The sequence below is a fragment of the Enterobacter sp. 01-M-03-SI-ECC genome (assembly GCF_047530215.1).
In the GTDB taxonomy this organism is placed as follows: Bacteria; Pseudomonadota; Gammaproteobacteria; order Enterobacterales; family Enterobacteriaceae; genus Enterobacter; species Enterobacter chengduensis.
This window is the reverse complement of record NZ_JBLKDA010000005.1, coordinates 215,410-237,347: the sequence shown is the minus strand read 5'-3', so window position 1 is coordinate 237,347 and position 21,938 is coordinate 215,410. Positions and strand designations below refer to the sequence as shown.

Annotated in this window: 22 protein-coding genes; 15 read left to right on the top strand and 7 right to left on the bottom strand. The window is 57.2% G+C overall.

All coding sequences use genetic code 11. The features are described from left to right. Positions 1-14: 14 nt before the first annotated feature. The 3 genes from ACMWKK_RS07595 to ACMWKK_RS07585 all read left to right on the top strand — a co-directional run bounded on the left by ACMWKK_RS07595 (position 15) and on the right by ACMWKK_RS07585 (position 3,548). Entirely contained in the window at positions 15-1,430 is a 1,416-nt protein-coding gene (locus ACMWKK_RS07595; protein ID WP_045329178.1) for a sugar porter family MFS transporter, read from the top strand. Between the two features lie 210 nt (positions 1,431-1,640). After that, entirely contained in the window at positions 1,641-2,765 is a 1,125-nt protein-coding gene (wzz(fepE), locus tag ACMWKK_RS07590; RefSeq protein ID WP_045329175.1) for an LPS O-antigen length regulator Wzz(fepE), read from the top strand. Positions 2,766-2,855: 90 nt separating this feature from the next. Beyond that, entirely contained in the window at positions 2,856-3,548 is a 693-nt protein-coding gene (locus ACMWKK_RS07585; RefSeq protein ID WP_112780998.1) for an aspartate/glutamate racemase, read from the top strand. Here ACMWKK_RS07585 and ACMWKK_RS07580 read toward each other — a convergent pair. Continuing rightward, positions 3,543-4,469 carry a LysR family transcriptional regulator gene (locus ACMWKK_RS07580; protein WP_112780997.1) on the bottom strand — a complete coding sequence of 309 codons (927 nt, stop codon included), beginning with the start codon at positions 4,467-4,469 and terminating at the stop codon, positions 3,543-3,545. The genes ACMWKK_RS07585 and ACMWKK_RS07580 overlap by 6 nt on opposite strands. 122 nt (positions 4,470-4,591) lie before the next feature. Between ACMWKK_RS07580 and lysA the strand changes: the two genes are divergently transcribed. Further along, on the top strand, positions 4,592-5,854 hold the full coding sequence (gene lysA, locus ACMWKK_RS07575) for a diaminopimelate decarboxylase (protein ID WP_112780996.1): 1,263 nt from the start codon (positions 4,592-4,594) through the stop codon (positions 5,852-5,854). Here the strand turns inward: lysA and ACMWKK_RS07570 are convergent. After that, entirely contained in the window at positions 5,824-6,861 is a 1,038-nt protein-coding gene (locus ACMWKK_RS07570; RefSeq protein WP_045329168.1) for a LacI family DNA-binding transcriptional regulator, read from the bottom strand. The genes lysA and ACMWKK_RS07570 overlap by 31 nt on opposite strands. Positions 6,862-7,081: 220 nt before the next feature. Here ACMWKK_RS07570 and ACMWKK_RS07565 point away from each other — a divergent pair, with 220 nt between their 5' ends. Then, positions 7,082-7,567, top strand: coding sequence for a GNAT family N-acetyltransferase (locus tag ACMWKK_RS07565; protein ID WP_112780995.1), 486 nt, complete (start codon positions 7,082-7,084; stop codon positions 7,565-7,567). Here ACMWKK_RS07565 and galR read toward each other — a convergent pair. Further along, on the bottom strand, positions 7,528-8,544 hold the full coding sequence (gene galR / locus ACMWKK_RS07560; RefSeq protein ID WP_112780994.1) for an HTH-type transcriptional regulator GalR: 1,017 nt from the start codon (positions 8,542-8,544) through the stop codon (positions 7,528-7,530). The two genes, ACMWKK_RS07565 and galR, sit on opposite strands and share 40 nt — an antisense overlap. Positions 8,545-8,969: 425 nt before the next feature. On the opposite strand from galR, the gene aas reads away from it, so the two are divergent. Continuing rightward, positions 8,970-11,129 (top strand): bifunctional acyl-ACP--phospholipid O-acyltransferase/long-chain-fatty-acid--ACP ligase, encoded by a 2,160-nt coding sequence (aas, locus tag ACMWKK_RS07555; RefSeq protein ID WP_112780993.1) that lies wholly within the window; start codon positions 8,970-8,972, stop codon positions 11,127-11,129. Then, positions 11,122-12,315: a lysophospholipid transporter LplT gene (gene lplT, locus ACMWKK_RS07550; protein WP_112780992.1), complete on the top strand. Its 1,194-nt coding sequence runs from the start codon at positions 11,122-11,124 to the stop codon at positions 12,313-12,315. Before aas ends, lplT begins: the two co-directional genes overlap by 8 nt. 152 nt (positions 12,316-12,467) lie before the next feature. Here the strand turns inward: lplT and ACMWKK_RS07545 are convergent, their stop codons facing one another. From ACMWKK_RS07545 to mutH, 3 genes are all read right to left on the bottom strand, one after another. After that, positions 12,468-13,508 carry an NADP(H)-dependent aldo-keto reductase gene (locus ACMWKK_RS07545; RefSeq protein WP_112780991.1) on the bottom strand — a complete coding sequence of 347 codons (1,041 nt, stop codon included), beginning with the start codon at positions 13,506-13,508 and terminating at the stop codon, positions 12,468-12,470. 131 nt (positions 13,509-13,639) lie between these two features. Continuing rightward, entirely contained in the window at positions 13,640-13,858 is a 219-nt protein-coding gene (locus ACMWKK_RS07540; RefSeq protein WP_032643191.1) for a YgdI/YgdR family lipoprotein, read from the bottom strand. A gap of 128 nt (positions 13,859-13,986) precedes the next feature. Beyond that, the gene (gene mutH / locus ACMWKK_RS07535; RefSeq protein ID WP_045329158.1) at positions 13,987-14,679 is read right to left on the bottom strand and encodes a DNA mismatch repair endonuclease MutH; all 693 of its coding nucleotides are present in this window, start codon (positions 14,677-14,679) and stop codon (positions 13,987-13,989) included. Between the two features lie 683 nt (positions 14,680-15,362). Here mutH and rppH point away from each other — a divergent pair. The 4 genes from rppH (at position 15,363) to thyA (ending at position 20,022) form a co-directional block, all read left to right on the top strand. After that, on the top strand, positions 15,363-15,893 hold the full coding sequence (gene rppH / locus ACMWKK_RS07530) for an RNA pyrophosphohydrolase (RefSeq protein WP_013098553.1): 531 nt from the start codon (positions 15,363-15,365) through the stop codon (positions 15,891-15,893). A 12-nt stretch (positions 15,894-15,905) separates the two neighbouring features. Then, complete coding sequence (gene ptsP / locus ACMWKK_RS07525; RefSeq protein ID WP_112780990.1) at positions 15,906-18,152, top strand: phosphoenolpyruvate--protein phosphotransferase; 2,247 nt, start codon at positions 15,906-15,908, stop codon at positions 18,150-18,152. A gap of 193 nt (positions 18,153-18,345) precedes the next feature. Beyond that, on the top strand, positions 18,346-19,221 hold the full coding sequence (gene lgt, locus ACMWKK_RS07520) for a prolipoprotein diacylglyceryl transferase (RefSeq protein WP_028014284.1): 876 nt from the start codon (positions 18,346-18,348) through the stop codon (positions 19,219-19,221). Positions 19,222-19,227: 6 nt separating this feature from the next. Then, positions 19,228-20,022, top strand: a complete 795-nt coding sequence (thyA, locus tag ACMWKK_RS07515; RefSeq protein ID WP_014885081.1) for a thymidylate synthase — start codon at positions 19,228-19,230, stop codon at positions 20,020-20,022. A 30-nt stretch (positions 20,023-20,052) separates the two neighbouring features. On the opposite strand, the gene ACMWKK_RS07510 is transcribed toward thyA, so the two are convergent. Next, positions 20,053-20,178, bottom strand: coding sequence for a hypothetical protein (locus ACMWKK_RS07510; RefSeq protein WP_258526880.1), 126 nt, complete (start codon positions 20,176-20,178; stop codon positions 20,053-20,055). A 28-nt stretch (positions 20,179-20,206) separates the two neighbouring features. Between ACMWKK_RS07510 and ACMWKK_RS07505 the strand changes: the two genes are divergently transcribed. From ACMWKK_RS07505 to ACMWKK_RS07490, 4 genes are read left to right on the top strand one after another with little or no spacing between them, the layout of a single operon-like run. Beyond that, a complete protein-coding gene (locus ACMWKK_RS07505; protein ID WP_112781003.1) occupies positions 20,207-20,668 on the top strand; it encodes a prepilin peptidase-dependent protein in 462 nt (153 codons plus the stop codon). After that, on the top strand, positions 20,662-21,222 hold the full coding sequence (locus ACMWKK_RS07500) for a prepilin peptidase-dependent protein (RefSeq protein WP_112780989.1): 561 nt from the start codon (positions 20,662-20,664) through the stop codon (positions 21,220-21,222). Before ACMWKK_RS07505 ends, ACMWKK_RS07500 begins: the two co-directional genes overlap by 7 nt. Next, on the top strand, positions 21,219-21,620 hold the full coding sequence (locus ACMWKK_RS07495) for a DUF2509 family protein (protein WP_045329150.1): 402 nt from the start codon (positions 21,219-21,221) through the stop codon (positions 21,618-21,620). Before ACMWKK_RS07500 ends, ACMWKK_RS07495 begins: the two co-directional genes overlap by 4 nt. Further along, positions 21,605-21,928 carry a prepilin-type N-terminal cleavage/methylation domain-containing protein gene (locus ACMWKK_RS07490; protein WP_112780988.1) on the top strand — a complete coding sequence of 108 codons (324 nt, stop codon included), beginning with the start codon at positions 21,605-21,607 and terminating at the stop codon, positions 21,926-21,928. The genes ACMWKK_RS07495 and ACMWKK_RS07490 overlap by 16 nt, the downstream gene beginning before the upstream one ends. Positions 21,929-21,938: the final 10 nt, after the last annotated feature.

Here is a 21,938-nt window from a genome sequence, read left to right as displayed (position 1 = left end):
GAGGCAGGAAAAATATGACATCTATCAATGACTCTACCCTGATGCCCGCTGCGCTGCGCGATACTCGCCGCATGAACCAGTTTGTCTCTATTGCCGCCGCCGTGGCGGGCCTGTTGTTTGGACTGGATATCGGCGTCATTGCCGGCGCATTACCGTTTATTACCGACCACTTTACCCTCAGCAGTCGCCTGCAGGAGTGGGTGGTGAGCAGCATGATGCTTGGCGCGGCCATCGGCGCGCTGTTCAACGGCTGGCTTTCGTTTCGTCTGGGGCGCAAATACAGCCTGATGGTCGGGGCGATTCTGTTTGTCGCGGGCTCCATTGGCTCGGCGTTTGCCGCTAACGTTGAAGTGCTGCTGCTCTCCCGCGTGCTGCTGGGCGTGGCGGTGGGGATTGCCTCCTACACGGCGCCGCTTTATCTCTCCGAAATGGCAAGCGAGAACGTGCGCGGCAGGATGATCAGCATGTATCAGCTGATGGTCACGCTGGGCATCGTGCTGGCGTTCCTGTCCGACACCTATTTCAGCTACAGCGGCAACTGGCGCGCGATGCTGGGCGTGCTGGCCTTACCGGCGCTGGTGCTGATCGTGCTGGTGATTTTCCTGCCAAACAGTCCGCGCTGGCTGGCGCAAAAAGGGCGCCACGTGGAGGCGGAAGAGGTCCTGCGCATGCTGCGCGATACCTCTGAAAAAGCGCGCGAAGAGCTGAACGAGATCCGCGAAAGCCTGAAGCTGAAGCAGGGCGGCTGGGCGCTGTTTAAGATCAACCGCAACGTGCGTCGCGCGGTCTTCCTCGGCATGCTGCTGCAGGCGATGCAGCAGTTCACCGGCATGAACATCATCATGTACTACGCGCCGCGCATCTTCAAAATGGCCGGGTTCACCACCACCGAACAGCAGATGATCGCCACGCTGCTGGTGGGCCTCACCTTCATGTTTGCCACCTTTATTGCGGTATTCACCGTGGACAAAGCCGGCCGTAAACCGGCGCTGAAAATTGGCTTCAGCGTGATGGCGCTCGGCACGCTGATCCTCGGCTACTGCCTGATGCAGTTTGATAACGGCACGGCCTCCAGCGGCCTTTCCTGGCTTTCCGTCGGGATGACCATGATGTGTATTGCAGGCTATGCGATGAGCGCCGCGCCCGTGGTGTGGATCCTGTGCTCCGAAATCCAGCCGCTCAAATGCCGGGATTTTGGCATCACCTGTTCCACGACCACTAACTGGGTGTCGAACATGATTATCGGCGCGACCTTCCTGACGCTGCTGGACGCGATTGGCGCGGCGGGCACCTTCTGGCTCTACACGGTGCTGAACGTGGCGTTTATTGGCGTAACCTTCTGGCTGATCCCGGAAACCAAGGGCGTGACGCTGGAACACATCGAGCGCAAGCTGATGGCCGGTGAGAAACTGCGGAACATCGGCGAGTAATCTTATTGCCCGTTTAAGCGCTTACAACGTATGCCGAAAGGGCAAAGGTAGCGCTTAGTAGCAATAATCACCCAGTGAAATCGTCTACTAATTTTGGCAGGGGAGGGGGAAATCATGAGATTTGAACTTAGGATAATTCTTAAGGTGCTGTATCATCGGACCACCGCTAACGTTTGAGCAAAGATGCACGGCATCCTAAAAATAATTCCTATGTCTGAGATGGATATCAAAAAAAATACCGATCTTGATTTCCCCCATTACGCCCCTCCGGCTGTACACGCTAAAGAGATAGATCTTTTAGGCCTGGTTGGCGTTCTTTTAGCGGCGAAAAAACGCATCGTCGCCGTTACCCTCGCGTTTGCGCTGGTTGGGCTCGCCATTTCATTTTTACTGCCGCAGAAGTGGACCAGTAAAGCGGTGATCACCACGGCAGAATCGTCCCAGTGGAACCCGCTGCGCCAGATGCTGGTGGCGCTTCAGGTGCTTGACGTAGACGCGCAGATTACCCGCCCGGAAGTCTTTGACCTGTTTATTAAAAAGTTTCAGTCTCAGTCGTTGCTCGAAGAGTACCTGAAATCCTCCCCTTACGTGATGGCGCAACTTAAAGATGCCGAGGTGGATCCGCTTGATCTTCATCGGGCGATAGTCAACATCTCGGACCGAATGAAAGCGGCAAATGACGCTCAGGGAAAAGACGCGGATAAAGCGCCTTACGTTTCCTGGACGTTAAGCTTTACCGCGCCGACGGCAGCCGATGCGCAAGCCGTTCTGGCGGGATACATCGATTTTATCGCGGATATTGTTGAAAAAGAGACGGTGCAGAATATTCGCAACCAGATCGCGCTGAAAACCAACGTCGTTTCCCAGCAGCTGGAGCTGGATCGCGTCCGTCTGACCAATATTCACAACACCAACCTGCAGCGGCTGAATTATTCCCTGGAAGTGGCCAATGCCGCCGGCATCAAGAAGCCGGTCTACAGCAACGGACAGGCGGTAAAAGACGATCCGGACTATTCCGTTTCGCTCGGCGCTGACGGCATCGCGCAAAAGCTGCAGATTGAAAAAAACCTCAAGGACGTGACCGAGCTGAATGCGGATTTCCAGAACCGGGAATACCACCTCGCGCAGCTGAAAAAGCTCTCCTTTGCCGACGTGAAGCTTGAGCCATTCAGGTACCAGCTCTCTCCTTCCATGCCGGTGAAAAAGGATGGCCCGGGCAAGGCTCTGATTGTCGTCCTGGCGGCGCTGCTGGGGGGACTGTTTGCCTGCGCCAGCGTTTTGCTGCGCGAGGCGATGCTCAGCCGTAACCCGCTCCCCGAACCGGTGACGGAATAAACCCCGCAGTTTAAAAAGGCGCTGATTAAAGCGCCTTTTTTTATGTGCATCGATTGTGTTACAAAAAGAGATCGAAGATAAGGAGGGGTGATGAAAACGATCGGCCTGTTAGGGGGAATGAGCTGGGAATCGACAATCCCTTATTACCGCCTGATTAACGAAGGGGTAAAGCACCGTCTGGGCGGTCTGCACTCCGCAAGCCTGCTGCTGCACAGCGTTGATTTCCATGAAATCGAAGCCTGCCAGTCGAGCGGCGAGTGGGATAAAGCCGGGGAGATCCTGGCCCAGGCGGCGCTGGGACTGGAGCGTGCCGGTGCCGAGGGTATCGTGCTTTGTACCAATACCATGCACAAAGTGGCGTCGCATATCGAGGGCCGCTGCTCGCTGCCGTTCCTGCATATTGCGGACGCGACCGGGCGTGCAATTGCCGCATCCGGGATGCGCCGCGTAGCGCTGCTGGGCACGCGCTACACCATGGAACAGGATTTTTATCGCGGGCGCCTGCACGGTGAATTTGGGATCGAAAGCCTGATCCCTGATGAAGACGACAGGGCACGCATCAATCAGATTATCTTTGACGAGCTCTGCCTCGGTACCTGCAGCGAATCTTCCCGCGCCTTCTACGTCAGCGTCATCGAGAAACTCGCGCAGCAGGGGGCCGAGGGGGTTATCTTCGGCTGCACCGAGATTGGCCTGCTGGTACCGGCTGAGCGAAGCCCCATCCCGGTATTTGATACCACCGCCATCCATGCAGAGGATGCCGTGGCGTTCATGTTGTCATAATGCGTTTTGCAGGTCAGGTAAGCGAAGCGCCACCTGACGTGCGTGCTCAATCATGTGTTCTGTAAAAGCCTCCACCAGCGCGGAAGCCGGACGGTGCAGGGGGCGGATCAGGCTCACGGTAAACGGGACGGACACGCTAAAGCGGCGGATGACGATCCCGCTTCCGGCATAGTCCAGCGCCGTAAGCGGGTTAACCACCGCGACGCCGACGCCCGCCCGCACCATTGCGCAAATCGACGCCGCGCTGTGGGTTTCCACCACCATTCGCCGTTTGACCTGATGCTCGGCAAACAGCGTATCCAGCAGTTGTCGGTAACTGTCGGTCTGCGACAGGCTGATGTAGTTTTCCCCGTGAAAATCCTCCGGCGTGAGCACCGCCTTATCGGCAAGCCGATGCCCGGCGGGCATAACGCACACTTCATCTAATGAGATCAGCTCCGTGCGCGCCGTTCCCGCCGGCGTGGAGAGGGTTTCAGTCAGGCCTAAATCATGGCGCTGGGCCGAAAGCCACTCTTCAAGCAGGGGAGACTCCTGCGGCACGATGGTGAGACTGACCTCCGGGTAGCGGGCCAGAAAAGGTTGCAGCAGCATCGGCAAAAAGGATTGCGAAAAGACGGGCAGGCAGACTATCGACAGCTCGCCCTGGCGAAACTCGCGCAGGCTCTCCGCGGCACTCACGATTCTGTCCAGCCCGTACCAGGAGCGCTGGACCTCCTCGAACAGGCGTAACCCCTGCACCGTCGGGTGAAGCCTGCCCCGGGTGCGTTCGAACAGCTTCAGCCCCAGCACTTTCTCGAAGCGCGCCAGCTCGCGGCTCACCGTCGGCTGCGAGGTATGCAGCATCTGTGCGGCTTCGGTGAGATTGCCGGTGGTCATCACGGCGTGAAAAATCTCGATGTGGCGTAAATTGACGGCGGGCATAGGGCACCTGAAAGCAGATAACTGATCATATCATTTTTGCATAGACTCGCGATAAAACGATATTTTTTATTCTGTTTGCGCTGTGGCGTAATGATAAAAAATGACTTTATCCGGAGAAGACCATGCCACGCCCGCTTAACCAGACTGATACCGATTTGAACGCCGACAACCTGCTGCGCCTGCCCGCCGAGTTCGGCTGTCCGGTATGGGTCTACGACGCGCAGATCGTCCGCGAGAAGATCGCCGCCCTTCATCAGTTTGACGTGGTGCGTTTTGCCCAGAAGGCCTGCTCCAATATCCATATTCTGCGCCTGATGCGTGAGCAGGGCGTGAAGGTCGACTCCGTCTCACTTGGCGAAATCGAGCGCGCGCTGGCGGCAGGATTCGATCCGAAAGCCGACAGCGATGCGATCGTCTTTACCGCCGATGTGATCGACGATGCGACGCTGGCGCGCGTCCACGAACTGCAGATCCCGGTCAATGCCGGTTCTGTGGATATGCTGGAGCAGCTGGGGCAGGTTTCCCCCGGCCACCGCGTCTGGCTGCGCGTAAACCCGGGCTTTGGTCATGGTCACAGCCAAAAAACCAATACCGGCGGCGAAAACAGCAAGCACGGGATCTGGTATGCCGATATGCCTGCCGCGCTGGCGGTACTGCAGCGCTACGGCCTGAAGCTGGTGGGGATCCATATGCACATTGGCTCTGGCGTGGATTACGGCCACCTGGAGCAGGTGTGCGGCGCGATGGTGCGCCAGGTTGTCGACTTCGGACAGGATCTGGAGGCGATCTCTGCCGGCGGCGGCCTCTCCATTCCCTATCGCGAAGGGGAAGAGGCGATCGATACCGATCACTACTACGGTCTGTGGAGCGCCGCGCGCGATCGAATCGCCGCGCATCTGGGCCATGCGGTGAAGCTGGAAATTGAGCCGGGTCGTTTCCTGGTGGCGGAAGCGGGCGTGCTGGTTTCGCAGGTGCGCAGCGTGAAGGAGATGGGCTCTCGCCACTTCGTCCTGATTGACGCAGGCTTTAACGATCTGATGCGTCCGTCCATGTACGGCAGCTATCACCACATTACCGCTCTGGCTGCCGACGGCCGCGACTTAACGCAGGCGCCGCGCCTTGAGACGGTGGTTGCCGGGCCGCTGTGCGAATCGGGTGACGTATTCACCCAGCTGGAGGGCGGCAAAGTGGAGACCCGCGCGCTGCCGGAGGTTAAACCGGGTGATTATCTTGTGCTGCATGATACCGGTGCCTACGGGGCGTCGATGTCCTCTAACTACAATAGCCGCCCGCTGCTGCCGGAAGTGCTGTTTGATAACGGTAAGGCACGGCTTATTCGTCGTCGCCAGACCATTCAGGAGCTGCTGGCTTTAGAGCTCATCTGATGAAAGTAAGGCCCCGCTGTGACCGAATCGCGTAGGACCAGCGTGCCGGTAAACGGCGGGATCGCATCGACCGGCTGGTTTTTTGCCAGCCGAATTGCCTGATCGATGGCGGTGACAATCATACTGTCGATGGGCAGATAAACCGATGAGAGCGCAGGCTCCAGCCATTTCGCGCTTGGGGCATCGTCAAAGCCGAACAGAGAGATATCCTGCGGGATTTTAAGCCCCGCCTGGTGCAGCGCTTTAGACGCCCCCAGCGCCATATCGTCGTTACAGGCAAACAGGGCGCTAAACGATACGCCGTCGGCAATCAGCTCCTTGCACAGCTCGTATCCCCGCGTCATTCCCGCATCGCCGTACTTTATCCGACGTTCGTCCAGGCGGATGCCGTGCTTTTCCAGCGCCTTGCGATAGCCCATCAACCTCGCTTTTCCGGTTGGGGTGTGGATCGGAACGGTGATACAGGCGATCTCCCGATGGCCCTGGCCGATCAGGTAATCAACGGCCTTAAACGCGGCATCCTGCTGTTCGAAGAATACGCAGCGATCCGGCGCCTGACTCACTTCACGGTTAATGACCACCAGCGGCGTTTTCACGGTGTTCATCAGTTTGACGATCGTTTTTTCGCTCATGTAGCGGGTATAGAGCACGATGGCATCGCACTGGCGATCGGCCAGCATCTGCACCGCCTGTTCTTCCTGCTCCGGCGCGTCGTGACCGTCGGTGACGATTAGCTGTTTCCCGTGGGTTTCGGTCTGCCGCGACGCCTGCTGGAGAAGGCGGCCAAAATAGAAGCCGTCGAAGGTCGAAACCACCAGACCAATGCTGTTGCTGGTCTGGTTAGCCAGCGAGCGCGCGAGAAAGTTCGGGCGATAGCCCAGCTCTTCCATCGCCGCAAACACCTGCTGGCGCGTACTCTCTTTGACCTGACCCGTGCCGTTCAGCACGCGCGATACCGTGGCCTTCGACACGCCCGCGCGAAGTGAGACATCCAGCATTGTTGCCATTCTACATTCCTGCTTCCACGTAATGGCCTGCAGTTTAACACAGACCTCACGGCGTATAAGCGATGCGGGAAGCGCAAAACTTCTGCCGCGATCACGCTTTTTGGTAACGCTTCGCCTGGCCCGCCTGAAGTAAAACGAAATCGTCTGACTCTGGTAAAATCATCGCCGAATCAGGCTGGAGCGTCAGGCCAGCAAATCCATGAGAAAACGCAGGTGAAACGTGAATAAGACAGTCATCCTCCCGCTATATGAGGCGCCGCACTATGCGGAGCAGGTCACCGACTGGCTCTGGCAGGCTTTTGGCGAAGGGCTGCCCCGGGAATTTTTCCACAGCATTATTGAGCACAGCCAGACGCCGGGAGCATTACCGCTAACCTTTATCGCCGTTGAAAACGAACGGCTTCTTGGTACGGTAGGGCTCTGGCGCTGCGATTTGATCACCCGTCAGGATCTCTTTCCTTGGCTGGCGGCGCTTTACGTTGACGACGCGGCGCGAGGCAAGGGGCTGGCAGGAAAGCTACAGCAACATGTTATCCGCTGGGCCGCGCGGGCGGGATATGAAGAGCTGCACCTCTGGTCCGCCTGCCGCGACTTTTACGAACGTTACGGCTGGCAGTACGTTGGCGATGCGCTCGAATACCCGAACAAGACGGTACACCTTTACCGCTATTCGCTCTGCGCGTCTGCCGGGGACGCAACGGAGTGACGGCGCACCAGGGTTGGGCTGAAGAGATGGGTAATATCCGGCGGCTGGCGCTGCTCCGCCAGAGCCAGCGCCAGCTCGGCGGCCTGCGTTGCCATGGTGATGATAGGGTAGCGCACGGTGGTCAGGCGCGGGCGCACGTAGCGGGAGACCAGCACGTCATCAAAGCCAATCAGTGAGATCTCTGCCGGCACCTCGATCCCGTTGTCGTTCAGGACCCCCATCGCGCCTGCGGCCATCGAGTCGTTATAGCTGGCCACCGCCGTGAAGTTTCGTCCGCGGCCCAGCAGCTCGGTCATCGCCTGTTCACCGCCGCTCTCATCCGGTTCGCCGTAGGCCACCAGGCGGTCATTGCACGGCAGCCCGTTTTCGCGCAGGGCATCGTAGTAGCCCTGCAGGCGGTCTTCCGCATCAGAAATTGGATGATTGGAGCAGAGATAGCCAATCCGGGTGTGGCCCTGTTGAATCAGATGGCGGGTCGCAAGCCAGGCGCCGTAACGGTCGTCGAGGGCCACGCAGCGTTTTTCAAACCCGGGAATGATGCGGTTGATGATGACCATTCCGGGGATCTGCTTCATCAGATGAATCAGTTCGGCGTCCGGGATCATTTTGGCGTGAACCACCAGCGCCGCGCAGCGGTGGCGGATCAGCTGCTCGATGGCCTGGCGTTCTTTTTGTTCATTATGATAGCCATTGCCGATCAGCAGAAAATTGCCAGTCTGATAAGAAACCTGCTCAACGGCCTTCACCATGGCGCCGAAAAAGGGATCGGAGACATCGCCCACCACCAGACCCACGGTTTCTGTGGACTGCTGGGCAAGCGCGCGGGCGTTGGCATTGGGATGATAATTCAGGGATTCCATGGCGCTCTGTACCGCCTGACGTGATGCGTCACTGGCTTTGGGGGAAGCATTAATCACGCGCGAGACGGTTGCCACCGACACGCCTGCCAGACGGGCCACATCCTTTATTGTCGCCATTCATTACCTTCTTATTGGGGGTAAGCGTTTACACACCAAATAGTGTTGCGGAAAAGCGGCGTGCATTCAAGGGGAGCGGGTTTTCGCTCTCCACAAACGTGACGCAGCCCACCCCTGATGATGTAATCGTTACACGCGCAGTCATGTCTGAATAATGTCAATCTGAACCTTTAGTTACACTTTGCCTCAGGCTGTTGCGATTGTCCGATGGCGAGGATGTTAAAGAGATTGATACAGTCGAGATCCCAGAGGTATTGATTGGTGAGAATTCTTAGTACGGTTTCGTACTCATCTCTTGCACCAACCTGCGCGGATGCGCAGGTTTTTTTTCGCCTCCACTTTTGCTGTCGCTCCTCTATTACTTCTCGTGTAATCTGCCACCATTTACTATCACCCCTCCACGCTGGCTGGCAAAAGGAGTTGAGATGCTATTTGGGTTCTTCCGTACTCTGTTCCGTATTCTTTTTCGCATTCGCATCACTGGCGATGCGCAGGCGCTTCGCGGCGAACGCGTTCTCATCACACCAAACCATGTTTCCTTCATAGACGGCATCCTGCTGGCGCTGTTTTTACCCGTGCGTCCGGTGTTTGCGGTCTATACCTCCATCAGCCAGCAGTGGTACATGCGCTGGCTCACGCCGCTGATTGACTTCGTGCCGCTCGACCCGACGAAGCCGATGATGATTAAGCATCTGGTGCGTCTGGTTGAGCAGGGGCGTCCGGTGGTTATTTTCCCGGAAGGGCGTATTTCGGTGACCGGTTCGCTGATGAAAATCTACGACGGCGCAGGGTTTGTCGCGGCGAAGTCAAAAGCGACCGTGGTGCCGCTGCGCATTGAAGGCGCAGAGCTAACCCATTTCAGCCGCCTGAAAGGGCTGGTGAAGCAGCGTCTGTTTCCTAAGATAACCCTGCACATCCTGCCGCCAACGTCGTTACCTATGCCGGAAGCCCCGCGCGCCCGCGATCGCCGTAAAATCGCCGGGGAAATGCTGCATCAGATTATGATGGAAGCGCGCATGGCCGTGCGCCCGCGCGAAACGCTGTACGAATCTCTGCTTTCCGCGCAGTACCGCTATGGCGCGAAGAAAAACTGCATCGAAGACATCAACTTTACCCCGGATACCTACCGCAAGCTGCTGACCAAGACCCTGTTTGTGGGCCGTATTCTGGAGAAGTACAGCAAAAAGGGCGAGAAGATTGGCCTGATGCTGCCTAACGCAGGCATCAGCGCGGCGGTGATTTTTGGTGCGGTCTCCCGGGGGCGCATCCCGGCAATGATGAACTACACGGCGGGCGTGAAGGGGCTGACCAGCGCCATCACCGCCGCCCAGATTAATACCGTCTTTACGTCCCGCCAGTTCCTGGACAAGGGCAAGCTCTGGCATCTTCCCGAGCAGCTGACCCAGGTGCGCTGGGTCTTCCTGGAAGATCTGAAAGCGGACGTCACCACGGGCGACAAGCTGTGGATTTTTGCGCATCTGCTGATGCCGCGCCTGGCGCAGGTCAAGCAGCAGCCGGAAGATGACGCGATCGTCCTCTTCACCTCGGGATCGGAGGGCAACCCGAAAGGCGTCGTCCACAGCCACAAGAGCATCCTGGCGAACGTTGAGCAGATCAAGAGCATTGCCGACTTTACCGCAAACGATCGCTTTATGTCGGCGCTGCCGCTGTTCCACTCCTTTGGCCTGACGGTGGGGCTGTTTACGCCGCTGCTGACCGGTGCAGAAGTGTTCCTCTATCCAAGCCCGCTGCATTACCGCATCGTGCCGGAGCTGGTGTATGACCGTAACTGTACCGTTCTGTTCGGGACCTCAACCTTCCTGGGAAACTATGCGCGTTTCGCCAATCCGTATGATTTTTATCGCGTGCGGTATGTGGTGGCCGGTGCGGAAAAACTGCAGGAGAGCACGCGCCAGATCTGGCAGGACAAGTTTGGCCTGCGCATTCTCGAAGGCTATGGCGTTACCGAGTGTGCGCCTGTGGTCTCGATTAACGTGCCGATGGCGGCGAAGCCGGGCACGGTAGGCCGCATTCTGCCGGGAATGGACGCGCGCCTGCTGGCCGTACCGGGCATTGAGGACGGAGGCCGCCTGCAGCTGAAAGGGCCAAACGTGATGAACGGGTATCTGCGCGTGGAAAACCCGGGCGTGCTGGAGGTGCCGACGGCGGAAAACGTCAACGGTGAGGTGGAAACCGGCTGGTACGACACCGGTGATATTGTCCGTTTTGATGAGCAAGGCTTTGTCCAGATTCAGGGGCGCGCGAAACGCTTCGCTAAAATCGCCGGTGAAATGGTCTCTCTGGAAATGGTTGAACAGCTGGCGACCGCCGTCTCTGCGGATAAGATGCATGCGACGGTAGTGAAGAGCGATGCCAGCAAAGGCGAGGCGCTGGTGCTGTTTACCACCGACGCTGAGCTGAAGCGCGACCGGTTACTGAGCTACGCGCGTGAACACGGTATCCCTGAACTGGCCGTGCCGCGCGATATCCGCTTCCTGAAGCAGCTCCCGGTGCTGGGTAGCGGGAAGCCCGATTTCGTGACCCTGAAAGGCATGGTTGAAGAGGCGGAACAGCAAAATGCGTGAGTCAGTACACACTAACACATCGCTCCGATCGAAAGGCATGATGGCCGTTATCGCCGCGCAGTTTCTCTCTGCGTTCGGCGATAACGCGCTGCTGTTTGCCACCCTGGCGCTGCTAAAAGCCGAGTTTTACCCCGACTGGAGCCAGCCGATCCTGCAAATGGTGTTTGTGGGCGCTTACATTATCTTTGCGCCATTCGTCGGTCAGGTGGCGGACAGTTTCCCCAAAGGCCGGGTGATGATGTTTGCCAACGGTCTCAAGCTGCTGGGTGCCGCCAGCATTTGCTTTGGCTTCAACCCGTTTATTGGCTACACGCTGGTGGGCATTGGCGCTGCCGCCTACTCCCCTGCGAAGTATGGCATTCTCGGCGAGCTGACCACGGGCGATAAGCTGGTGAAAGCCAACGGCCTGATGGAGTCGTCCACCATTGCCGCTATCCTGCTCGGATCCGTCGCGGGCGGCGTGCTGGCCGACTGGCATGTCCTGGCGGCGCTGGGCGTCTGCGCGGTGGTGTACGGCGGCGCGGTCGTGGCGAACCTGTTTATTCCCAGGCTGCCGGTGGCTCGTCCGGGGCAATCCTGGCGCTTTAAGCCGATGACCGGCAGTTTCTTTACCGCCTGTCGCGTGCTGTGGCGTAACGGGGAAACGCGTTTCTCCCTGATGGGGACCAGCATGTTCTGGGGCGCTGGCGTTACGCTGCGCTTCCTGCTGGTGCTGTGGGTGCCGGTGGCGCTGGGTATTACCGACAACGCGACGCCAACCTATCTTAATGCGATGGTTGCCATCGGCATTGTGGTGGGGGCAGGTGCGGCGGCGAAGCTGGTGACGCTTGAGACGGTGGCGCGCTGCATGCCTGCGGGGATCCTGATTGGCGTCGTGGTGCTTCTTTTCTCGCTGCAGCATGGGTTATTGCCCGCTTACGGTCTGCTGATCCTGATTGGTATTCTGGGCGGGTTCTTCGTGGTACCGCTCAACGCGTTGCTTCAGGAGCGCGGCAAGCAGACGGTTGGCGCGGGGAACGCTATTGCGGTACAAAATCTCGGTGAAAACCTGGCGATGCTGTTAATGCTCGGGCTCTACTCGCTGGCGGTGAAAGTGGGCGTGCCGGTGGTGGGAATTGGCGTCGGGTTTGGCGGGCTGTTTGCGATTGCGATTGCGGGCTTGTGGATGTGGCAGCGTCGCCGTTGAGCGCTTTGCCCGGTGGCGGCTTCGCCTTACCGGGCCTACAAAATCAGCAAACATCACCAAAACGTAGGCCGCGTCAGGCGAAGCCGCCACCCGGCAAAAACGTCCAGCCTGTAGGCCCGGTAAGCGAAGCGCCACCGGGCAAAAGCATCAGGCTACGGTGCTGGATAAGTGTATACCTGATGCACCGCTTCAATCTCCGCTAACACCTCTTCACTCAGGTTCAGTTGGAAACTCTCAATATTGGTTTTCAACTGGTCCATCGTGGTTGCGCCCAGCAGGGTGCTGGCGACAAACGGCTGACGGCGCACGAAGGCCAGCGCCATCTGCGCGGGGTCAAGGCCATGGCGCTTTGCGATATCCACATAGGCTGCAACGGCTTTCTGCGTCTGCTCGCCGCTGTAGCGGGTAAAGCGGCTAAAGAGGGTGTTACGCGCCCCGGCCGGTTTTGCGCCGTTCAGGTATTTCCCCGTTAGCGTGCCAAAGCCGAGACAGGAGTAGGCGAGCAGTTCCACCTCTTCATACTGGGTGACTTCGGCCAGACCCACCTCATAGCTGCGGTTAAGCAGGCTGTACGGGTTCTGAATAGTCACGATACGCGGCAGATCGTGTTTATCTGCCAGGTGCAGATAGCGCATGACCCCAAACGCCGTTTCGTTAGAGACGCCAATGTAGCGGATTTTTCCCGCACGCTGGCATTCGGTCAGCGCTTCCAGGGTTTCCAGCAGCGTGACGGCGGGGGCGCTCTCATTCCAGCTGTAGCCGAGCTTACCAAAGCAGTTGGTTGGCCGCTGCGGCCAGTGCACCTGATACAGGTCGAGATAGTCGGTTTGCAGGCGCTTCAGGCTGGCGTCCAGCGCGGCGCGGATATTCTTGCGATCGAGGATCTGATTCGGGCGGATCCCGGCATCGCTGTTGCGCGCGGGGCCGCTGACCTTCGAGGCAACAACCAGCTTTTCACGGTTGCCGCGTTTCGCCAGCCAGTTACCGACGTAGGTTTCGGTCAGCCCCTGCGTTTCAGGGCGCGGTGGCACGGGGTACATCTCCGCGACATCAATCAGGTTAATGCCCTGGCTGACGGCGTAATCGAGTTGTGCATGGGCATCGGCTTCGCTGTTTTGTTCACCAAATGTCATCGTGCCCAACCCCAGTTGGCTTACTTCCAGAGCGCTGTGGGGGATACGGTGATAATGCATAGCCGGCTTCCTCAGTAGACTTATAGACCGCGTCAGGGCGTACCCGACAAAGGAATATAAACATGGCAGAGGGGAAGCAAAAGGGGAAGAAAAAAATCAAAAAGGCCAGCAAGCTACTGACCTCTCTCTGTTTATCGCTCGATAATTTGCGACACTTCGTCGCGATTGATCTGCATTTTATTGCCTTGCTGATCGCGATAGCTGACCAGACCGGTATCATCGTCGACTTCGGGTTTACCGTCGGTCAGGATCATTCGCCCATCTTTTGTCGCCATAACGTAATCGCTGCTACATCCGGATACGGCAAACGCTAAACCGACTGCTGACACTAACACTGCCCATTTTTTCATCGTTATCGTCCTCATCTGTCGCGTATCAAATCATCACCTAGTATTAACCCGATATGGCGACTTGAGGAAGCGGTAAAATCTTAAAAAGCAGTCGATTATGTTTGAGAGCTCGCAAAATAAGTAAAAAACTATGTTTTTAACAGGAAATGACGGGCCAGAAGTGCGCCGGTGAAATTCTTTTTGAGATAAAACCCGCGCGGCAACGTCAGTATGGGCTCACCCCGCGCGCCGATTGCCTCGGTTAGCGCTTTACTGTTGGCCGCTTTTGGTCGCAGCTGTAACACTTCCCCGTGACGGGCGGTGATGCGCTCTACCTGCCCAAGCACAATCATGTCCATCAGCTCCTCCCAGTCCAGGCGCAGCTGATGCTCCTCATCCTCGTTTGGGCTCCAGAGCAGCGGCGCGCCAACGCGACGGTCTGCCAGGGGGATCTGTCGCTCGCCTTCAACCGGCACCCACAGTACGCGCTTGAGCTTATGGCGAACGTGGCTGGTTTCCCACGTCACGCCGGTATTGCCGGTCAATGGCGCGACGCAGACGAAGGTGGTCTCCAGGGGCTTGCCAAGGCTGTCTATGGGAATGGTTTTTAACTCCACGCCCAGTGCGGCAAAATCCTGCTCTGGTTTGCTCCCTGCGCTGGCACCCAGCCACAGCTCCAGCAGCATGCCGATCCAGCCTTTATCCCGTTTCAGATCCTTCGGGATCTGAAGTCCGGCCATTGCCGCCAGCTCGCCAAGCGAAAAGCCTGCCAGACGCTGTGCCTGCTGTAGCAGCTGGCCCTCGCTGGACGGCGGTGAGAGCAAGGGTGTAAGCGGATGCATGAAGGTAACCTTTTGATTAAAAAATAAACGAAGAAATTGTCCCCTGTGGATAGAGTTTAACTATTTCTGTACCAATATTCCATGTCTATGATTTATATGTTTTTTTATTGGTTTGAAATCGTTTCGCCAGCGTCATAAAACCGGTTGTTCAAATCTGGTCACTGACAATGAACAGGATCTTACACCATGTTATCCACAGAAAAATGGGATAACTGGGCATAACCCTGACTACTGTTTCAATTTACAGCCTTGACGTGCGATGAAAATCGAATTTTCAGACAATTTGTGACTAACTTATTGGCACAATCTGTGGATAAAACCGACGCTGTTCGATCTTTCATCAGCACGACGATCCCTGGTGTGACGATCGTCACGCTATTCTGTTTTATGTTCATTGAAATGCATTTAACTCTATGAAAATAATCTAATTATAGAATTAAGGTAGAAGAGGGGCCACGACAGTGTATGAGGTTGTTCATCGGTAATCAGACACTTCTTCACAACTATATCCACAGAAAAGGTGAATAAAATTCTCCTCAGTGGCGCTCATCTGTTTATAACTCAGCCCTTATTTGTGAGTTATTCAAATGTTATTAGGTTGCAGCCCTGTAAGAGAGTGGTTTACCGCCTCCCTGTAGTGTGAAACAATCATTCATATATAAGGTTTAGTTTGGGGTAGTCCGGTGATTGATGACGATGGCTACCGCCCGAACGTAGGAATAGTAATTTGTAATCGTCAGGGCCAGGTAATGTGGGCCCGGCGATATGGTCAGCACTCCTGGCAGTTCCCGCAAGGCGGGATCAATCCGGGAGAGTCCCCAGAACAAGCGATGTACCGGGAGCTTTTTGAAGAGGTCGGTTTAAGCCGAAAAGATGTTCGCATCCTGGCTTCGACCCGCAACTGGTTGCGTTACAAGTTACCGAAACGTTTGGTGCGTTGGGACACAAAGCCGGTTTGTATCGGCCAGAAACAGAAGTGGTTTCTGTTGCAGTTGGTGGGCAACGATTCAGACATCAATATGCAAACCAGCAGTACGCCGGAGTTCGATGGCTGGCGTTGGGTGAGCTATTGGTATCCTGTTCGTCAGGTCGTGTCATTTAAGCGCGATGTTTACCGTAGGGTGATGAAAGAGTTTGCAAGTGTGGTCATGCAGCTTCAGGAGATCCCGCCTAAGCCGCAGAGCGCACCTGCCTGGCGACGTAAAAGAGGTTAAGCTACGCAAATCATGCTCACCCGCTTGCGAGAAATAGTCGAGAAGGTGGCCAGCGCGCCGCGTCTGAACGAGGCGCTGAATATTCTGGTCACCGACATCTGTCTTGCGATGGAGACCGAGGTCTGTTCGGTGTATCTGGCCGACCACGATCGGCGCTGCTATTACCTGATGGCAACCCGTGGTTTGAAAAAACCGCGTGGACGCACCGTAACGCTCGCATTTGATGAAGGTATCGTGGGTCTGGTCGGGCGGCTGGCTGAGCCCATCAACCTGGCCGACGCGCAAAAACACCCCAGCTTCAAATACATCCCTTCCGTAAAAGAAGAGCGCTTCCGCGCATTTCTTGGCGTACCGATTATCCAGCGTCGCCAGCTGCTCGGCGTGCTGGTCGTCCAGCAGCGTGAGCTGCGTCAGTACGATGAAAGCGAAGAGTCATTCCTCGTTACGCTGGCCACGCAGATGGCGGCTATCCTCTCCCAGTCTCAGCTTGCCGCGCTCTTTGGTCAGTATCGCCATACGCGCATCCGTGCCCTTCCGGCCTCGCCAGGCGTGGCGATAGCGGAAGGCTGGATGGACGCCACCCTGCCGTTAATGGAGCAGGTTTACGAAGCCTCTACGCTTGATGAAGCGCTTGAGCGCGAGCGTCTCACCGCCGCGCTGGAAGAGGCGGCAAATGAGTTTCGCCGCTACAGCAAGCGCTTTGCCGCAGGTGCGCAAAAAGAGACGGCGGCCATCTTCGACCTCTATTCGCACCTGCTCTCCGATGCGCGCCTGCGCCGCGAGCTTTTTGCGGAAGTGGATAAAGGCTCGGTCGCGGAGTGGGCGGTTAAGAAGGTTATCGAAAAATTTGCCGATCAATTTGCGGCATTGACCGACGGTTACCTGAAAGAGCGGGCAGGCGATCTCCGCGCCCTGGGACAGCGCCTGCTGTTCCATCTTGATGACACCATCCAGGGGCCGAATGCCTGGCCAAAACGGTTTGTTCTGGTCGCCGATGAACTCTCGGCAACGACGCTGGCCGAACTGCCTCAGGACAGGCTGGCCGGTGTGGTGGTGCGCGATGGTGCCGCCAACTCACACGCGGCCATCATGGTGCGCGCGCTGGGTATTCCAACCGTTATGGGCGCGGACATCCAGCCGTCGGTGCTGCACCGACGCACGCTGGTGGTCGACGGCTATCGCGGTGAGCTGCTGGTCGATCCTGAGCCGGTTCTGCTCCAGGAATACCAGCGCCTTATCAGCGAAGAGAATGAATTAAGCAAGCTGGCGGAAGATGACGTTAACCTGCCCGCACAGCTCAAGAGCGGCGAGCGGATCAAAGTCATGCTCAACGCCGGCTTAAGCCCCGAGCACGAAGAAAAGCTCGGCAGCCGAATCGACGGTATTGGCTTATACCGCACTGAAATCCCGTTCATGCTGCAGAGCGGTTTCCCCTCCGAAGAGGAGCAGGTGGCGCAGTATCAGGGCATGCTGCAGATGTTCAACGACAAGCCTGTGACTCTGCGAACCCTGGACGTCGGGGCGGATAAACAGCTGCCGTATATGCCGATCAGCGAAGAAAACCCGTGCCTGGGCTGGCGCGGGATCCGCATTACGCTCGATCAGCCGGAGATCTTCCTGATACAGGTGCGCGCCATGCTGCGCGCCAACGCGGCGACGGGCAATCTCAGCATCCTGCTGCCGATGGTCACCAGCATTGATGAGATCGACGAGTCGCGGCGGCTGATCGAACGAGCTGGTCGTGAAGTGGAAGAGATGATCGGCTATGCGATCCCGAAGCCGCGTATCGGGGTGATGCTTGAAGTGCCGTCGATGGTCTTCATGCTGCCGCACCTGGCGAACCGCGTTGATTTTATTTCTGTCGGCACGAACGACCTGACGCAATATATTCTGGCCGTCGATCGTAACAACACCCGCGTCGCCAGTATCTACGACAGCCTGCATCCGGCGATCATTCGCGCGTTGGCGATGATTGCTCGTGAGGCGGAGCAGTACGGGATTGATTTACGCCTGTGCGGTGAAATGGCCGGGGATTCCATGTGCGTTGCGATCCTGATTGGACTGGGATACCGCCATCTGTCGATGAACGGTCGCGCCGTTGCCCGCGTGAAATACCTGTTGCGGCATATCGACATCGAGGATGCCCGCGAGCTGGCTGAACGCAGCCTTGAGGCGCAGCTGGCCACTGAGGTTCGTCATCAGGTTGCGGCGTTTATGGAACGACGCGGTATGGGCGGTTTGATCCGCGGCGGCCGCTAAAACCTTTCTCCCCTCTCCCTGTAGAGAGGGGCACCAGCGCGCATAAAACCCTATACACATCTTTTACATCTCTGGCGCATCCTCCGCGCCCGCCTTATGCTATGATTCGCAACTTTGGAGCCTCTGCTTACAGCAGAATCGCATTTCTACCGCTGTCCACTTTCAGCGGAATAACAACATCTTGTGGTGACAGATGAACAGTGGTTATCTGCATTTTCCGGAATTTGATCCGGTCATTTTCTCAGTAGGACCTGTTTCGCTTCACTGGTACGGTCTGATGTACCTGGTGGGCTTTATTTTTGCCATGTGGCTCGCTGGCCGTCGCGCCAGCCGTCCAGGCAGCGGCTGGACCAAAAACGAAGTGGAAAACCTGCTGTATGCGGGCTTCCTCGGCGTGTTCCTCGGTGGCCGTATCGGGTATGTGCTGTTCTATAACTTCCCGGTATTCCTGAACGACCCTCTCTATCTGTTCCGCGTGTGGGACGGCGGCATGTCCTTCCACGGCGGCCTGATTGGGGTGATCCTGGTGATGGTGATTTTTGCCAAACGCACCAAACGCAACTTCTTCCAGGTGTCAGATTTTATCGCACCGCTGATCCCGTTTGGTCTCGGCGCAGGCCGTCTGGGCAACTTCATCAACGGTGAACTGTGGGGCCGCGTTGACCCAAGCGTGCCGTATACGATGCTCTTCCCGGGCTCGCGCGCGGAAGATATCGCGCTGCTGCCGTCGCATCCTGAGTGGCAATCCATTTTCGATACCTACGGCGTGCTGCCGCGCCATATGTCTCAGCTGTACGAGCTGGCGCTGGAAGGCGTAGTGCTGTTTATCATCCTCAACCTGTTTATCCGCAAACCGCGCCCGATGGGGGCTGTTTCTGGCCTGTTCCTGATTGGCTACGGCGCATTCCGTATTATCGTCGAGTTCTTCCGCCAGCCGGACGCACAGTTTACCGGCGAGTGGGTGCAGTACATCAGCATGGGGCAGATCCTCTCCATTCCGATGATCGTCGCGGGTGCCATTATGATGATTTGGGCGTATCGTCGTCGTCCACAGCAACAACTTTCCTGAGGAACCATGAAACAGTATCTTGAATTGATGAAAAAAGTGCTCGATGAGGGCACGCCGAAAAACGACCGCACCGGCACCGGTACGCTCTCCATTTTTGGCCACCAGATGCGCTTCAATCTCCAGGAAGGCTTCCCGCTGGTGACGACAAAGCGCTGCCACCTGCGCTCGATCATTCATGAACTGCTCTGGTTCCTGCAAGGCGATACCAACGTTGCGTATCTGCACGAAAATAACGTCTCAATCTGGGACGAATGGGCAGACGAGAACGGCAACCTGGGCCCGGTTTACGGCAAGCAGTGGCGCGCATGGCCAACGCCCGATGGCCGCCATATCGACCAGATCACCACCGTGATGAACCAGCTGAAAAATGACCCGGACTCGCGCCGCATCATCGTTTCCGCCTGGAACGTCGGCGAGCTGGATAAAATGGCGCTGGCACCGTGTCACGCGTTCTTCCAGTTCTATGTGGCGGATGGAAAGCTCTCCTGCCAGCTCTATCAGCGCTCCTGTGACGTGTTCCTCGGCCTGCCGTTTAACATTGCCAGCTATGCGCTGTTAGTCCACATGATGGCGCAGCAGTGCGACCTGGAAGTAGGCGATTTTGTCTGGACCGGTGGCGATACTCACCTTTACAGCAACCATATGGAACAGACGCATCTCCAGCTGACCCGCGAACCGCGCGCGCTGCCGAAGCTGATTATCAAACGTAAACCGGCATCAATCTTCGACTACCGCTTTGATGATTTCGAGATTGAGGGCTACGACCCGCACCCCGGCATCAAAGCGCCCGTCGCTATCTGATGCGATAAAGCGTGACACAACCGGTGCTGTTTAGCGCCGGTTTTTTTTCGCCTTTATTTCGTTTTCCGAAGCGCTATCCACAAAGCGTGCAACGCGCTGCAACTCTTCTAATTCTCCGGATAACGCCTCGTAAAACGAAGATTCGACGCTCGTCATGTACACGCCGCTTCGCCACACTCCAGATATGAAAAAAGAGAACGGTTTTACGCTTATCGAAACGCTGGTCGCGATTTCGCTTGTCGTTATCCTGAGCGCCTCAGGCCTGTACGGCTGGGACAGCTGGCAACGACAGCAGCGGCTGTGGCAAACCGCCAGCCAGGTGCGAGATTACCTGCTGTTTCTGCGCAACCATGCCAACCGCCACAATCGCGACCATCAAATTACCCGTCAGCGGATGGGTGACAGGGACTGTCTGGCGAGCTCTGCCGTACAAAGCTGTGAGAAGGGCAGCCCCTTTGTACTGATCCCACTCTGGCCCGAGGTCGCGATCGGCGAGGTCACGCCGTCACTCGGGTTTTATGGATTACGGGATACGGCATGGGCGGGGCGGATACGCGTTCAAAGCCGTGCGGGAGAGTGGCTGATTATTGTCTCAAATGGGGGACGCATCAGGATGTGTCAGGTCTATGAGGGAGGAGCATGTTAATGAGGCAGCGCGGTTTCTCACTGACTGAAGTTCTGATTGCCATGGCGATGAGCAGTCTTTTGCTGATGAGCGCATCGCGTTTTTTACCCGGATTGCAGCGGGCGGTCTTACTGCAGTCCGGCCAGAGAGAGCTGGAGGCAGAGGTCTGGCAACAGCTGTTTGCCGTTGGCAAACAGCTTCAGCGTGCGGGGTACTGTGCGGGAAACTGTCAGGGACAGGCGCTGTCGATCGGCAGGAAAGGAAGTTGCGTCATTGTGCGGTGGGATGCCAACAGTAACGGCAACTGGGACAACACGGCATCAGAAAATGACAGCACCGGTTTTCGTCTGGAATCGGGCGCGCTGGAAACCCAGCGAGGGGCAACGTCGTGTGAAGGGAAAGGGTGGGAAAAGCTTACCGACCCGGACAGGCTTGCGATCGCGCATTTTGTCGTGCGGAAAGTGGAACATGCCGGTTTTGCGCCAGAGCTGAATATCGAGCTGGCCGCGGTGCGCAAAGGCGCGCGGGGGAAACCCTGGCAGGCATTGTATACGGTCAAGGGGTACAACCTGTGAATCGTCAACGCGGCATGTCTTCGCTGGCGCTGGTTCTGCTTTTACTGGTGCTCGGTACGCTGATCCTCACAGGGCTCAATCAGCAGCTCACCACGTTTAGCGCGCTCGTTGGCGACGAGAGCCGCTCGCTTCAGCAGCAGGCGACGGTACAAGCCGCGCTTGAGTGGGGACGGATGCAGAGCTGGTCGTCAGAGCCACAGGTTCAGTGCAAAAAGACATCGGCGTGGCGGGCGTGTTTGCGCCACCTGAGTGAGGCGCGCGTGTTGCTGATTGCCGGAGACCGCGACCTGCTGCTCTGGCGCGCAGGAGAGATTGTCGATGGGAAAGTTCGCTTTTCGCCTCACGGCTGGAGCGATTTTTGCCCCCTTAAGGAGAGCAGGCTATGTCAGATGCCGTGAGCAGAGAAAAGGGGTTTAGCATGGTTGAGGTCCTGCTGGCGATGATGCTGCTGACGATCGTCGTGATGGCGCTGTCGGGCTATCACCGGGCGCTGGCGGCGCGGTTTACCGAGCTCAATCAGTATCGACAGCTTTGGCACCATGCCTGGAACCAGTCTCAGCTCTCAACAAATGTTCTCCCCGCAGGCTGGCAGGCCAGTCGGGGGCAGACAACGCACGCAGGATGTGTCAGCATCACGGTTACACTTATTTCTCCTCTGGGGCGGCGCGGTGAGATAACGCGCCTGCATTGCCCGGTTAGCCAGTAGTCGGGAGCGT

Coding starts and splice junctions, on each gene's coding strand:
- ACMWKK_RS07595 (WP_045329178.1), top strand. CDS start 15: ATGACATCTATCAATGACTCTACCCTGATGCCCGCTGCGCTGCGCGAT.
- ACMWKK_RS07585 (WP_112780998.1), top strand. CDS start 2,856: ATGAAAACGATCGGCCTGTTAGGGGGAATGAGCTGGGAATCGACAATC.
- ACMWKK_RS07580 (WP_112780997.1), bottom strand. CDS start 4,469: ATGCCCGCCGTCAATTTACGCCACATCGAGATTTTTCACGCCGTGATG.
- lysA (WP_112780996.1), top strand. CDS start 4,592: ATGCCACGCCCGCTTAACCAGACTGATACCGATTTGAACGCCGACAAC.
- ACMWKK_RS07570 (WP_045329168.1), bottom strand. CDS start 6,861: ATGGCAACAATGCTGGATGTCTCACTTCGCGCGGGCGTGTCGAAGGCC.
- galR (WP_112780994.1), bottom strand. CDS start 8,544: ATGGCGACAATAAAGGATGTGGCCCGTCTGGCAGGCGTGTCGGTGGCA.
- aas (WP_112780993.1), top strand. CDS start 8,970: ATGCTATTTGGGTTCTTCCGTACTCTGTTCCGTATTCTTTTTCGCATT.
- lplT (WP_112780992.1), top strand. CDS start 11,122: ATGCGTGAGTCAGTACACACTAACACATCGCTCCGATCGAAAGGCATG.
- ACMWKK_RS07545 (WP_112780991.1), bottom strand. CDS start 13,508: ATGCATTATCACCGTATCCCCCACAGCGCTCTGGAAGTAAGCCAACTG.
- ACMWKK_RS07540 (WP_032643191.1), bottom strand. CDS start 13,858: ATGAAAAAATGGGCAGTGTTAGTGTCAGCAGTCGGTTTAGCGTTTGCC.
- mutH (WP_045329158.1), bottom strand. CDS start 14,679: ATGCATCCGCTTACACCCTTGCTCTCACCGCCGTCCAGCGAGGGCCAG.
- ptsP (WP_112780990.1), top strand. CDS start 15,906: ATGCTCACCCGCTTGCGAGAAATAGTCGAGAAGGTGGCCAGCGCGCCG.
- lgt (WP_028014284.1), top strand. CDS start 18,346: ATGAACAGTGGTTATCTGCATTTTCCGGAATTTGATCCGGTCATTTTC.
- thyA (WP_014885081.1), top strand. CDS start 19,228: ATGAAACAGTATCTTGAATTGATGAAAAAAGTGCTCGATGAGGGCACG.
- ACMWKK_RS07510 (WP_258526880.1), bottom strand. CDS start 20,178: ATGACGAGCGTCGAATCTTCGTTTTACGAGGCGTTATCCGGAGAATTA.
- ACMWKK_RS07505 (WP_112781003.1), top strand. CDS start 20,207: ATGAAAAAAGAGAACGGTTTTACGCTTATCGAAACGCTGGTCGCGATT.
- ACMWKK_RS07500 (WP_112780989.1), top strand. CDS start 20,662: ATGTTAATGAGGCAGCGCGGTTTCTCACTGACTGAAGTTCTGATTGCC.
- ACMWKK_RS07490 (WP_112780988.1), top strand. CDS start 21,605: ATGTCAGATGCCGTGAGCAGAGAAAAGGGGTTTAGCATGGTTGAGGTC.